Genomic DNA, 12,493 nt, shown 5'->3' with positions numbered 1-12,493 from the left:
AGGACGCCGATTAGTGTGCCCGGAGGCGGGTCCTGCCCCACCAGATGAAGGCTGCACCGCCTGCGCCCACCAGGAGCGTGCCGGCTGCGATGGGAAGCAGTTCGGGACCCCCGGCGCCCGGACCGGCGGCCGGGGTTATGCCTGCCAGCTGAGTTGCCTTGGCGGACCGGGTGATGGGCGTATTCCAGTCCGGCGCACCGGAGGCCCCGGCCGAAGCGGAGGGTCCGGCCGATGTGGCGACGCCGGTGCCAGCGGCGGCGGTTTCTGCGCCCGCCCTTTCCGATGCTTCCTCTTCTTCGGCTGAATCCTGCACGGAGGGACCGGCTGCCGGCGCAGTGGCGGCCGGGGATGCCGCCGGTTGGTGGGCCCGGGCGGGTGCTTCTGCAGCCAGGTTCCCTGGCTGCGCCGGGGTTTCGGCCGGGGCCTGCGTGCGGCGTTCGACGTCCGTGGGTTCCGGCTTGCCGCCGCCAAGGAGGGGCAGGCACACAAGGCCGCAATCTTCGGCCGGAGCGTCCGCTCCCGGCGTGGTGGCAGGTGATGGCTCCGGCGAATCGGCAACTGCAGGCCCTGCCAGGAAGAGGAGGGCGATGGCCAGGACCGCTGCTGCCGCGGTGGCCGCCGCCACACGGAAGGCCGGTGAAGTCGGGGTCATTGCTACCTTTCGATGCGCGCAGTCCCCCCACCGCGGCTTTTCTGGTGTCCCCGGCAGTCTTCTACAGCCAGAGCCGGGGCCGCAAATCCGCTCAGTGTGCCCGGGGCTGTGGCCGGCGCGACCGCCCGCCTGCTGCCCGGCAGGTGTCAGTGCGCGCGGACGCGGTTCCTTCCCCACCAGGCGAAGGCTCCCCCGCCGGCGCCCACCAGGAGGACACCGGCGGCGACGGCCGGCAGGTTGGCGCCGTCGGACCCCGCCCCCTGCCGGGAGACAGCGGCTGCCTGGGTGGCTTTCGCTGACCGGGTGACGGGCGTGTTCCAGTTTGAGGACGACGACGGCGTGCCGGTTGAGGGGGCCGTTGCGGACGGAGTGGCTGAAGCCTCAGTTTCCGTTGGCCCGGCAGCCGGCTCGGCCGGCTCGGCCGGCATCAGTTCCACGGAGGCAGTGGGGGCCGCCGGATTTGCGGCCGGCGTGGACGGGGCGGCGGGCCGGGGTGCGGCGGGCACCGAGGGATCGGGCCCGTCAGTTTCCGTGGGATCGTCGTCGGGCTTGGCCGTCTTGGTGGGGCGTGCTTCCGGGGTCCAGGTTTCAGTGGGTTCCTGCGCACATTCCTGTCCACAGCCCGGGGTCGAGGTGGAGGTCTGCGAGCCTGTCGGTTCAGGGGAATCGGCCCATGCGACGCCCCCTGCGGGCAGTGTTATCGAGAGCGCCAGCACGGCTGCGGCGGCTGTTGCCGAGGCGGCGCGGAGTAGCGGACTGGACGGGGTCATGGATACCTTTCGGTGCGCGCAGTCCCCCGTCTGCGGCTTTCTGGTCTCCAAGCAGTCTTCTACAACACGCCGGAGGGCCGCAAATCCATCGAATGTACGGCCCTCCGGCGTATAGCCTGCTAGTCGCGGCTTTCCGGCGGCAGCGCCACCTGGATTTTGCGGGCTTTTCCGCGTCCCACCACATAGCCCCTGCCCGGGATGAATTCCGGGCTGACCCGGCCCAAGGAGGTGTTCAGCAGGCTGTCGCCCTCAATGTCGCCCGGGTTGAGGAGCAGGCCCCGCCGGCCGGATTTGAATGGCTGCGCGAGCTGCCAGGCGGAGGACCAGGTGGACGTTTCGGACTCACCCACCACCCACTGGTCCGCCTTGATGGAGGCTGTGACCAGCCGCGCAACGCCGGATTCGGCGAGAGTGTCCGTGAATTCGGTCAACCCCTCAATGAAGATGCCCAGCCTGCCCGGGTTGCCGGAGGAATGCTCCACCAGCTCCTCCACCACCTCGGCCAGGTCGTCGGGCCCCACCATCGACCGGTTCCACAGGGGCAGCGACGCGACGGCGGAGCGCCGCGACCCGAGGTAGATCAGCTCGGTGTCCGGGTTGGACCGGCGGAGGGCGTAGGCGAGGGTGACCAATGCCACGGTGCGGCCGGCGCCGGGAGGACCTGCAAGCAGCAACGGTCCCCGGGCCATAAGCGCCGCGGGCTCCAGGGTTTCGTCGTCGACGCCGATGACCGGCATGTCGGGACTGCCGGCCGGCAGCACGTCCAGGTCCACCTGTTCGGGGAGCCGCTCGATGCCGGGAGCGGTGTCCAGGCCCTGGCGCAGCATCGCTTCGCTGAGCTTGTGCACCTCGCGGGCCTGCAGGGCGAGGTTGGAGTTCCCGCCGAGCACGGCCAGCTGGACCTCCAGCCCGTCCAGCAGGCCGCGGCCCGGGGGCGAACCGGCGTTGAGGACATCACGCGGCACGTCCATGGAGATGTAGTCGTCCTCGGAGGACAGGCGCAGCACCAGGCGGCGCTGGATGGAGGCGAGCAGGGATGCGGGCACGGCGTTGGGCCGGTCGCCGGTGACCACCAGGTGGATGCCCAGGGTGCGGCCGTCGGTGGCCAACTGCAGGAAAATGTCCCACAGCCCGGACAGCTTGCTGTGTTCGTAGGCCTCGCGGAAGGCGGACATCCCATCCACCAGGACGAAGATCCGCTTTTCGTCAGGCCGGTGGGCCAGCCTCCGGTACTCCACGATGGTGGAGGCCCGGACTTCGGCGAAACGGGCAGAGCGCTGCTCCGCGATGTCGCGCAAGAGGCGCAGCAGCCTGCCCACACGTTCCACGTCGTCGCCGTCAATCACTTCGCCCACGTGGGGAAGCTCTTCCAGCATGCTCAGTCCGGACGAGCCGCAGTCGATGCCGTACACATGGACGGGCCCGCCGCGGGGCGTCACGGCAGCGGCAATGGCGATCCCGCGGAGGGCGGCCGACTTTCCGGAACCGCCCGTCCCGTAGATGGCCATGTTGCCGTCCTTGTCCGGCTCGTAGAAGACGGTGGGCTGGTCCTGCCGGGCGGGGTCGTCGGCCACGCCGAGCAGCAGGCGTTCATCAGTGCGCGGGTTGGGCAACCTGGAGAAGTCGTAGGTCTTGGCCAGTTCGTCCAGCCACGGCTTCCGCGGCGGCCGGATGCCCAGCGTGTCCGCGGCCCGGACAATGTTCGCGGTCATCCGGGCGATGTCGTTCGGACCCGCGGGTTGGGCCACCACGGGCTTTTCCGGTGCGGGCGGTTCCCAGCTGGGCCCGGACCCGAAGGCCATCTCCACGATGTCGATCTGGGGTCGCTGCGGTTTGTCGGTGGTCCAGCCGCCGGCGTAGCCGGTCTGGAAGCCCTGGATCCGGCCCGGTCCGGTCTTTGCGGCACCGCGGCCGGGGATGCCGGGGTCGAAGTAGGCGGCGTCGGGGACGCCGAGGATGTCGGTGGCGTCCTCCTCGTCGGCCATGCGCAGGGCCACGCGGAGGTTGGTGTTGGCCCGCAGGCTGTCCTTGATCACGCCGGCGGGCCGCTGGGTGGCCAGGATGAGGTGCAGGCCGAGGGACCGTCCGCGCGCGGCAACATCCACCACGCCGTCAACGAACTCGGGCACGTCGTTGGCGAGGGCCGCGAATTCGTCAACGATGATGACGAGGTACGGCGGGGCGTCGGGATCGGCCTCGCGCTGCAGCGCCAGCAGGTCCTTCGCCTTTTTCCGGTTGAGGAGCTGTTCCCGGTAGTGGAGTTCGGCGAGGAGGGACGTCAGGGCACGGCGCACCAGGTGCGGCGAGAGGTCGGTGACCAGCCCCACCGTGTGCGGAAGGTTGATGCAGTCCGCGAAGGCGGCGCCGCCCTTGTAGTCCACGAACAGGAAGCTGACGCGGTCCGGGCTGTAGGCAGCCGCCATGCCCATGACCCAGGACTGCAGGAACTCGGACTTGCCGGCGCCGGTGGTGCCGCCCACCAGGGCGTGCGGGCCCTCGTTCTTCAGGTCCAGGTAGAGCGGCTCGACGCCCTTGGAGCCAACCAGGGCGCGGAGCGTGCCGTTGTCCTTGCGGTTGGCCACGGCGGTGGCATGGACGGAGTTGTTCTCGGTCCAGCGTTCGGCGACGGCCTGGGGGTTGTCCAGGAAGTCCTTGCCGATCAGGGTGGCGTAGGAGACGGACCTCGGGAGGTCGGAATCGTCGTTCACGGGCTTGCCCACATCCACCACGGGGGCGAGCATCCTGGCCAGTTGGCCGGCGAGTTCGGCGTCCACGCTTTCGCAGCTGACGGGGTAGGTGTGCCGGCCCAGCCTGACCTGGCCGGTGGTGGTGCCGTGGTCGCCGTCCACCACCATAAAGTCGCGGCAGGCCGCCGGCAGGGCCTGGATGTCCGTGGCCACCCAGAGCACGTGGACGCCGGAGTCCGGTCCGCGCTCGGCGAGCCGGGTGAGCCGGCCCCGGTCCACTGGCGCGTCGTCCTCCACGACCACCAGCACGGACGGCAGGACAGGCGCCTCCAGCTCGTGCTTGGCCGGATCCACGTCCGACCGCAGGTCCGGGCCGGAGCGCCTGGCGGCGGCCTCCCGCGCGTCGAGCAGGTCCTCGAGGCGGGCCAGGAGCGAGGACCCGCCCGCGGACCCGGCAGCCAGGTGGTCTCCGGAGAGCGGGCTGTGGCCGGAGCCGACGTGCGGCAGCCACTGCAGCCAGTTCCACCGTTCCCGGGACTGGGCGGACGTGATGGCGGTCAGGACCACTTCGGCCGGCGAATGGAGTCCAACCAGCTGGAGCACCATGCCGCGGGCAACATCGTCCACCAGGCCGCGGGCGCCGGCGATGCCCAGGGACCCGGAGGTACGCAGCTGGGAAACCACCGGAACACCCTCAATGTCCCGGAACTGCTTCAGGCAGTCCTGGATCTCCCGTGTGTACTCGACCTCGGTGTCGTTGTTGGACGGTTCCTCCAGCTGCAGGCGCGACGGCGCCGTACCCATGCCGAACCTCAGCCCCAGGAACGATGAGTGTTCCGGGCGGTGGGTCCACAGCAGCGGCCCCAGTTTGTAGATGGCGTCCACGGTGTCGCTGACCGAGGGCGCCTCCTGCAGCCGGACGGCACGCTCCACCTTCTGCAGCTCGGTGACATCCTCGCGGAAGGCCGCCATGGAAGCCCGGAAGTGCTTCAGGCCGTCCTTCCGCAGGCGCCGGTTGCGCATCTTCTGGTCAACGAAATGGCCCACGATGAACAGCGGCATCATCAGCATGAAAACCATGGACAGCGCGTTGCGCGTCACGGCGAAGATGACCGCACCCATCAACAGCGGGGCGATCAGCATGATGTACGGGAAGGGCTGGTCCTCGGGGCGTTTCGGCCCGGCCGGCACCACCCGCTTGGGTTCCTCGAACCGGGGCACCACCCGGGGTGAGCGGTTGAAGTCCACCATGGGCGACGTCGGCGCTGCCGCATGGTTGTGCCCCAGCGGAACCACCGTCACGGTGGTGTCGCCAAGGGTGACGGTGTCCGAGGAGTTCAGGGTTGCGCGGGTGACGGGGAGCCCGTCCATCAGGAGCCCGTTGGCGGAGTTGGTGTCGACGATCTCCACTCCCTCGCCCACGGTGATGCGGGCGTGGCGCTTGGAGGTCAGGGGGTCCGTGAGCCGGATGTCCACGTCCCGGTCCCGGCCGATGTAGCTGGTGCCGGTGGGCAGCGAAAATTCCCGTCCGACGTCGGGCCCGGACAGCACGCGCAGGGTGGCGGCGGCCGGGCCGCGGCTGGTTCCGGGTTCGTGGAACTGTTCGCTGACCTGGGCCAGCGAAACGACCGAACCGGGGCGCAGGCCGGATTCGAGGAGGTTGTCCGTGCGGGTCAGGACATTGCCGCTGATGCCGGCGCCCACGAATGCCTCATCGATGCGCAGGGACATGTTGTCCGGTGCGGGGGTGCCCTTGCGCTCCGGGTCGGCGGCCCACAGAACGGCGGCGATATCGGCCACTGTGGCAAGGCCGTCCACCGTGACGGCAAGGTCCTTGGCCTCGGCCGGCTCGCGGCGGAGTGTCAGCCGGATCCTCATCCTTCGTCCACGCCCCTCATCTTCTCCAGGAGGTAGAGGTCGTCAGGCGTCACCAGGTGCGAGGTCACGGCATGCTCCACCAGCCGCGCCCGGCGGTTGGTGGCGAGCTTGCCGCCGCCGCCACGCAGTCCCGCCACGCCCACGCGGTCAAGCTTGTCGCACACGTTGTCCAGCTTCCGGTTGAAACGGGTCAGCGCCCAGCCAAGGGTCTTGGCGGCGGCGGCCGACGACGGGATGGCGCTGAAGCCGGTGCCTTCCCGGCGGAGCATGGGTTCGGCGAGCGCCACAATGAGGGCCTTCTGGGAATCGGTGAACACCACCGGCCCGATGGTGGTGTCGCCGCTGACGCCGCCCTCGCGCGCCTCCTGGCGGAAGGACGGGGTCTTCAGGTGCACGGCGAACTCGTAGGTGGTGGGTCCGGCCGTGAAGATGATGTTGGTGTGGCTGAACACAAGCGGGATCCGGGCGCCGGGCGAAAGCCACGCCTGCATGCCGCCGGAGGCATCAGCCACGGTGGCGGACAGCATGCTGCCCACGTTGCTCAGCCACCAGATGCCGTCGTAGCGGGCCACCTGCAGGAACTGCCGGTGCAGGTACGGGTTGTCGTCGACTTCCAGGTCGCCTTCACGGCCGATGTTGAAGACATCCTCATCCGACGGTTCGTACCATTCCCCACAGAAATCTATTGCTAGGTCCCCCATGTTCTGTGTCTCCTTCCGGGCAGTCCCTGCATGAACAGGATCGCCGGTCCGCTGTGCCGGGTCATTTGTTGATGCAGGCGATGGAGTCGTCCTCCAGCGGGGAGAAGGCTCCGTCGCTGCGGACGATCATGACCTGAAGGCAAGTGGGCACGGAGGGGTTGAGCGCCACCTGGACGCTGGTCCCCGTGGTGGCCTGGTACTCGCTGCTCTCCCCCACGGCGTATACACGCCATTTGTACGTGTCGCCGTCCTTGGGCTGCGGGTTCTCCCAGGTGAACGTCGCCTTCCCCTCGGCGTCCACCACTCCCTTCAGGGCCGCGACGTCCGGCACCGTGCCGTTGTCCAGGGCGTCCGCCGGCGGCTTGCTGGCCTGCTGCGTCTCGGCCACCCGGGGCGTTTCCGGGGCGGCGTTGGCCACCACCAGGCCCACGACGGCGGCAAGGGCAAGCAGGGTGCCGCCGGAGATGGCCAACCAGAGGTTGCGTTTGCCGTGGTCAGGGGCATGCGCTGCCGAAGCGTCCTCCACGGAGGGCGGCGGCGTAGCCGCCCGCTGGATGGTGGCGTCGGCTGCACCTGTGTAGCCGGACGCGGCAGCATAGGCGGGCGACGCTCCCGAGCCGGTGTTGCCCTGGTTGCCGCGCAGGACCGTGGCCTGCGCCCACTCCCGCGGGCCGCCGTCGTGCGTTGCGCCGGTGCCACTGCCGGCACCGGAGCCAATGCCGGCGCCGGTCGAGAACTGCTGCCGGGCCGCGGTGGTGGCGGAGTCCGGTGCCGGACCGGCGGGCATGGGCCGGGGCCGGGTGCGTGCCGGGAAGGTGGGCGCGCTGCCCGTCCGTTCCGGGTCGATGGCGGCGATGCTCCGGACCCGCGTCTCCTCGACGCCTTCGTCCGGGTGGCTGTCCTCCTGGTGCGGCTCCTCCAGTACCTCGAAGGGTGTCACGGACAGGTTCAGCTCGGCCTGGATGCGCTGCAGGGCCAGGGCGAACGCGTGCGCGGAAGAGTAGCGGGACTGCGGAGACTTTGCCATGGCCGTGGCGAGGGCAAGCTCCAGCGATTCCGGAACATCGGCCCGGCCAAGGCGGGGCAGCGGTGTATTGCTGATCCTGTTGATCAGCTCCCGCTGGGAGTTGTCCGCACCGGGCAGCACGAAGGGCGACCGGCCGGCCAGGAGCGTGTAGAGCGTGGCGCCCAGGGCCCAGACGTCCACCATTACCCCGTCCACGCTTCCGTCCCGGAACTGTTCGGGCGGGGACCACGGGATGGACATGCCCGAGTCGTCGTCGGAGTCGCCAGCCAGGGTGCCCGAGATGCCGAAGTCGGTGAGCGCGGGGCGGTTGTAGTCCGTTACCAGGATGTTGGCAGGCTTGATGTCGCGGTGCGCGATGCCGGCCCGGTGGGCTGTCTCGACGGCGGAAGCCACCTGGATACCGACGGCCAGGACCTCGTCCACGCTGAAGCGCTGCCGCCGGTAACGGACGTCCAGGCTGGGCCGGGAGCAGTACTCCATGGCCAGGTACGAGTGCCCGTCATCGGTCACTTCCGCCTCGAAGATGGTAACGATGTAGGGGTGCGAGGACAGCTGGGCCATCAGGTTTGCCTCGGACTCGAAGCGGCGCCGGGCGCCTTCGGTCTTCAGGTCCGAGAGGAGCACCTTGACGGCGACCTTGCGGCGGGGCCGGTCCTGCTCATAGAGGTAGACGTCGGAGAACCCGCCGGAGCCGAGAAGGCTGATGTAAGTGAACCCCGGGATGCGGGGCGGCGGCGCTACGGGCCGTTTGGAACTCAAGGAATCTCCTCAAAACGCAGCGAGATGTTGTCACCAAGCTCGGCGATGTCGCCGTCAAGCAGGATGGCCATCTCGTTCTGGGCAAGGCGCCGCGGCGGCTGGCCCTCCCGGACCAGGACGGTGCCGTTAGTTGCCTTCAGGTCGCAGAGCATGACGTGCCAGCCTTCCAGCCGGACCTCCACATGGGAACGGGAGATGTCGCCGCCGGGGCTTGCCACCTGCACCAGTCGGGGCATGACGCCGCCCTGCACCCGGGATACCGACGGCTGGCGGCCGACCACCAGGGACTGGTCCAGGTCCAGCAGCTCGCCCGTGGACATCCGGACCCGGCCCAACCGGGGACGCGCCACCTGCACGGCGTCCGGCAGCAGCGCACCGCCGCAGGCTGAGCACTGGGCTCGGGTGGGCGGGTTGGCGTGGCCCTGGCCGCACACCCGGGCCAGCACCATGGGTCCGCCGCCGTCTTCCGGAGGCCGGGGCGGCGCAGGCCGGGACGCCGTGCCGGCGAGGCTGCTCTTCATGACCGTCTGGCCGTCGTGGTCGCCGTCGAAGCCGGCCCCCGCGGCTTCCGGGGCCTCTCCGGCCGGGCCGGGTGCCGACGACGGCGGGATTGTCCCGAATACTGGCGCCGGCGCAGGCGGCGGAGCGGAGCTGGCTTCCGGGGTCCGCCAGGGCACGGAGTCGATCAGGACCCCGCCCTGGCCTGGAGGGACGGGGGCGGGTTGAACCGGTGTGGAGTCTGCCGGCTGAATGGCAGGCTCCACGAGTTCGATCTCGTCAGCGGCTTCCAGGGCGGGACGGACGGCAGTTGGCTCCAGGGCGGGGGCGGGAGCCGGTCCGTTCCCCGCGTGTTCCTCCTCCGGGTCCTCGCGCACGGCGGCATCCTCGATGTTCCGCATCACCGTGCGCTCCCACAGGTGGTCATAGGAGCTGGTGTGTTCGGTGGCAGGCGTGGAAGCGGGCGTTCCGGCCGTTTCCTGGTCAAGTTCCGGCTCTTCCAGGGGGTCGGACTCGTCGTCGATCACACCGAGGACCGTCTCCGAGGACACTCCCTGGTCCGGGAGGATTGTCACATCAGGGTCAATGGGCTCAAGGTCAACGGGTTCGTGGTCGAAGGGCCCAGGATCGGCGCGAGCAGGATCGACGGCGGCGGGCACGGGAGCATCAGCGATCTCCTGCCGCACGTCCGCGCTGCCGTCGGGGTCCACCACAACCGCCGCGGCGGAAGTCCCGGTGACCAGCGCAGGCTGGCCCTCCCCCAGCCGCAGGGTCAGCGACTGCAGCAGGATGACGCCTTCGCCGAGCGGGAGTTCAGGCAGCCCGGCGGCCCCGGCGCCGGGAAGGGTGAGGGTGCAGGGTCCCGGCAGGGCGAAGCGGCGCTCGTTCCAGGTGGTGACATCGCGCCCGTCGAGGTCCACCGGTCCCTGCGGCTGAGTGACGGTGAGGTTCAGTCCGCCGCGCAGGAAGACCCGCAGGGAACTGTTGAAGTCGAGGATCCCGAACGAGGGGATGCTGGCCAGCGACCCGCCCGAGCTGCTGGTGACGGCGTGGAGTACTTCGTGGACCTCGGGACCATCCGCCAGCAGGTTCCAGAGGGCACCGGCGAGGGCAGGCGGGGTGTCCGGGCCGAGGAGGACAGCGGTACCGGAACGGACAACGCCGAACCATGAACCCGGGATATAGCTAGTGCCGGCCATCGTGGCCTTCCCCTCCGTCAACCGAATCCTGGCCTTCACCCGTATCCGGGGCCGGCCCGGTACCCGCTTGTGCCGCCTGGCCACGCGGGAGTGTCACTTCGTCCTCTGCCGCCGTGTCATGCCGGGGCGCGGTGGTGGCGGCGCCGGCGTCGTTCAGGACGTTCCGGGCGTCCACCACGATCACCGTGACGTTGTCCCGTCCACCGCTGCGCAGGGCTGCCTGGATAAGCGCATCAACAGCATCCTGCGGCTCGCCCACCGTGCTGAGGATCCGGAAGATATGTTCGTCGGTCAGCTCGGAAGTGAGCCCGTCCGAGCAGACGAGGACCCTGTCCCCCTCCTCGACGGGAAGCAGCCAGTAGTCGGCCTCCGTCTCGTCTCCGGTACCCAGGGCGCGGGTGACCACGTGGCGGCGCGGGTGGACGGTGGCCTGCTGGGGGGTGATCTCCCCCGCGTCCACCAATTCCTGGACCTCGGAGTGGTCAACGCTGATCTGTTCGAACCGGCCCTGGCTGAGCCGGTACGTCCGTGAGTCCCCGATGTTCATCACCAGCCAGTACGGCACGCCCATCTGCTCCACGATGACGGCACCGGCCAGGGTGGTGCCGGCACGGGCGCCGGTGGCTTCGCGGATGGAGAGGTCGGCGTGGACCAGGTATTGCTGGAGCACCGCGGCAGTGGCCGTCCGCTCGCCGGTAGTCAGCTGGGGCATGGCGGCAAGGGACCGCACGCAGATGCCGCTGGCAATCTCGCCGGCTTCATGGCCGCCCATTCCGTCCGCCACGGCGAAAACGGGATCGGAGGCGATGTAGGAATCCTCGTTCAGCTCCCTGCGGAGTCCCCGGTCCGTCCCGTAACCAACGGTTAAGGTAAGGCCCCGTCCCGGCTGCATGGTTGAGGAATCGCTGGCGGGCTGTTGGTTCATGCCTGTCCTAGGTAAAAGGTTCGGTCTCCAAAGTGAACGCTGGAGCCGGGGGTTACAAAGCTGGGCACGCCCGGCACCAGTGCCGTGCGGTGTCCGTCGGGGGTGGTCACGGCGCTGCCGTTGGTTGAATTCCGGTCCGTCACCCAGATACCTGCTCCGTCGGTGAGCAGGTGCAGGTGCGTCTTGGAAATGGAGCGGCCGGGATCGTCGACGGCGAGCAGCTGGGCTTGCTGTTCCCCCGCCTGTCCCACGGGGTTGCGGCCCACCAGGACGCTGCGGTCCAGCTGGAAGTCGCGGCCGTCGTCGAGCCGGATGCGAAGGACCGCCACGGGCGCGGGACCGGAGGCGGGGCGCACCTGGGTGCGTTCGGCGTCGTCGTCCAGGGACGGTGGCACCTGGGCCACGGCGGGGGGTGCGAAGGACGCCGGGGCCGTGTACGGCATGGTCTGCGAGGGCAGCGTCTGGAAAGGCGGGGTTTGCGAAGGAGGTGTTTGCGAAGACGGAGCCTGGGACTGCATGGGCTGCGGAGGCACTCCCTGACCGGGATTCTGCTGGGCCTGCGGCGGCAACTGCGCATTGATGATCTTGGGGGTTGCGGCAGCCGCAACCGGGGAGAGCACCTGCTGCACGGGCGGCAGGTCCAGCGGCGCGAAACTGTAGGGGCCCTGGATGCCGCCGGTAGTGATGGGGTCGCGGCCTGCCTTCACGTCAAAGGCAAGTGTCTTGGCCGCGGCGTCATGCCAGCCCCGCAGCCTGCCGTTCCTGTCCCAGCTGTTCGAAACCACCACGGCCACGGCCCAGCCGGCGCCCGCAAGCAGCAGCGGCACGAGGATGAAGAGGGCAATGCCGAACCACTGGAAGACCACTACGAGAATGGCCGCGATTGCCGCCAGGAGGATGCCGGCCCCCGTGATGAGGCCGCGCAGGAAGACTGCACCCGCACCGGGAGCGTAGCCGTCGTTGTCTGCGCTCCGGATACCCATCAGCAGGTTTCCCGGCGTTTTCCCGGTCCGGGCCTCCAGGCCCATGACCACCAACAGGTAGGCGAGTGTGAGCCCCAGCCCGATGCTGCCGAACAGCGCCAGCGACGCCGTGTCGTAGGTGATGAATCCGCCGCTGCGGGTGCGCGTGATGCCCGCGAAACCGACGGCGAACGTCACCACCAGGACAACCAGCGGGGGCAGCCAGTCGATCACGGCGGCGCCGAGCCGCTTGCCCGCCGTGGCCGGAACAAGCTGAAGGTTTGTTGCCATTCCCGTTCCTCCCCCTGGAGCGGCCCCCACCTTCCCGGTGGAACCCCCGGCGCTCCCCAGCCCCGTGCCCGCGTTCACGATGCCCGCGGCCCGATGTGCCGGGGGCGTTTGTACTACCGGGATAGTACCGGGAATCGCCGGCAC

8 protein-coding genes are annotated in these 12,493 nt (G+C 69.6%); all 8 read right to left on the bottom strand.

Features of this window, described 5'->3' with window-relative positions:
• Positions 1-10 precede the first annotated feature (10 nt).
• Positions 11-652: a hypothetical protein gene (locus tag AC5RUO_RS10860; RefSeq protein WP_494103509.1), complete on the bottom strand. Its 642-nt coding sequence runs from the start codon at positions 650-652 to the stop codon at positions 11-13.
• Between the two features lie 146 nt (positions 653-798).
• The gene (locus AC5RUO_RS10855; protein ID WP_494103508.1) at positions 799-1,422 is read right to left on the bottom strand and encodes a hypothetical protein; all 624 of its coding nucleotides are present in this window, start codon (positions 1,420-1,422) and stop codon (positions 799-801) included.
• A gap of 119 nt (positions 1,423-1,541) precedes the next feature.
• On the bottom strand, positions 1,542-5,987 hold the full coding sequence (locus AC5RUO_RS10850; protein WP_494103507.1) for a type VII secretion EssC family protein: 4,446 nt from the start codon (positions 5,985-5,987) through the stop codon (positions 1,542-1,544).
• Positions 5,984-6,688, bottom strand: coding sequence for a hypothetical protein (locus AC5RUO_RS10845; protein ID WP_009359457.1), 705 nt, complete (start codon positions 6,686-6,688; stop codon positions 5,984-5,986). Before AC5RUO_RS10845 ends, AC5RUO_RS10850 begins: the two co-directional genes overlap by 4 nt.
• A 61-nt stretch (positions 6,689-6,749) precedes the next feature.
• Complete coding sequence (locus AC5RUO_RS10840; RefSeq protein ID WP_494103506.1) at positions 6,750-8,474, bottom strand: serine/threonine-protein kinase; 1,725 nt, start codon at positions 8,472-8,474, stop codon at positions 6,750-6,752.
• The gene (locus AC5RUO_RS10835) at positions 8,471-10,171 is read right to left on the bottom strand and encodes an FHA domain-containing protein (protein WP_494103505.1); all 1,701 of its coding nucleotides are present in this window, start codon (positions 10,169-10,171) and stop codon (positions 8,471-8,473) included. The genes AC5RUO_RS10840 and AC5RUO_RS10835 overlap by 4 nt, the downstream gene beginning before the upstream one ends.
• Positions 10,158-11,096, bottom strand: coding sequence for a PP2C family protein-serine/threonine phosphatase (locus AC5RUO_RS10830; RefSeq protein ID WP_494103504.1), 939 nt, complete (start codon positions 11,094-11,096; stop codon positions 10,158-10,160). The genes AC5RUO_RS10835 and AC5RUO_RS10830 overlap by 14 nt, the downstream gene beginning before the upstream one ends.
• Complete coding sequence (locus tag AC5RUO_RS10825) at positions 11,093-12,349, bottom strand: RDD family protein (protein WP_494103582.1); 1,257 nt, start codon at positions 12,347-12,349, stop codon at positions 11,093-11,095. The genes AC5RUO_RS10830 and AC5RUO_RS10825 overlap by 4 nt, the downstream gene beginning before the upstream one ends.
• Positions 12,350-12,493 lie beyond the last annotated feature (144 nt).

The organism is Arthrobacter sp. Y3221087 (assembly GCF_059089905.1).
This window is presented reverse-complemented; position numbering and strand designations above follow the sequence as displayed.

Bases quoted from the DNA above. Each gene is read 5' to 3' on its own strand.
- AC5RUO_RS10850 (WP_494103507.1), bottom strand. From the start codon at position 5,987: ATGAGGATCCGGCTGACACTCCGCCGCGAGCCGGCCGAGGCCAAGGAC.
- AC5RUO_RS10830 (WP_494103504.1), bottom strand. From the start codon at position 11,096: ATGAACCAACAGCCCGCCAGCGATTCCTCAACCATGCAGCCGGGACGG.
- AC5RUO_RS10845 (WP_009359457.1), bottom strand. From the start codon at position 6,688: ATGGGGGACCTAGCAATAGATTTCTGTGGGGAATGGTACGAACCGTCG.
- AC5RUO_RS10825 (WP_494103582.1), bottom strand. From the start codon at position 12,349: ATGGCAACAAACCTTCAGCTTGTTCCGGCCACGGCGGGCAAGCGGCTC.
- AC5RUO_RS10835 (WP_494103505.1), bottom strand. From the start codon at position 10,171: ATGGCCGGCACTAGCTATATCCCGGGTTCATGGTTCGGCGTTGTCCGT.
- AC5RUO_RS10860 (WP_494103509.1), bottom strand. From the start codon at position 652: ATGACCCCGACTTCACCGGCCTTCCGTGTGGCGGCGGCCACCGCGGCA.
- AC5RUO_RS10855 (WP_494103508.1), bottom strand. From the start codon at position 1,422: ATGACCCCGTCCAGTCCGCTACTCCGCGCCGCCTCGGCAACAGCCGCC.